The 383-nt window shown below is 45.7% G+C and carries 1 protein-coding gene; it reads right to left on the bottom strand.

The window, feature by feature from the left end; translation table 11 throughout:
* Nucleotides 1-167: 167 nt before the first annotated feature.
* Nucleotides 168-383, bottom strand: a 216-nt coding sequence (locus B3182_RS14725) for an acyl-CoA thioesterase (protein WP_292753313.1), incomplete at its 5' end; no start/stop codon positions are given.

Below are 383 nucleotides of genomic sequence, written 5' to 3'. Positions count from 1 at the left end.
CCGACCAGAATTTATCTTCAAATAAATCAGCATCTCGCCGGGCATCGGCTAACTCGCTGCGTTTTTTGAAAATAATGGTCCAGGAATAAACTGATATCAGCAGCAAAATAAGCATAACGATCTGCACCAGTAAACTGGCTTCAGATATCAGGGACATCAAGGATAGATCAGCATTCACATTGCATCTCCGTCAAAATAAAAGAAGGTATCGGGCACGGTTTAAATCGCAAAGCATCCAGGCAGGCCACTCGGACCGACGCACCGCACAACAGTTCACCGTCACGCAGTACTGATTGCTCAAACTGCATGCTTGCACCGCTCGTTTGTGTCATTTCAGATCGAATCAATAAGGCATCATTAAAACGTGCCGGGCGACGAAAATT

Origin of the sequence: Methylophaga sp. UBA4204, assembly GCF_002379485.1 — a bacterium.
In the GTDB taxonomy this organism is placed as follows: Bacteria; Pseudomonadota; Gammaproteobacteria; order Nitrosococcales; family Methylophagaceae; genus Methylophaga.
Note: the sequence above shows the minus strand (reverse complement) of the source record. Positions and strands in the feature narration are given on the sequence as shown.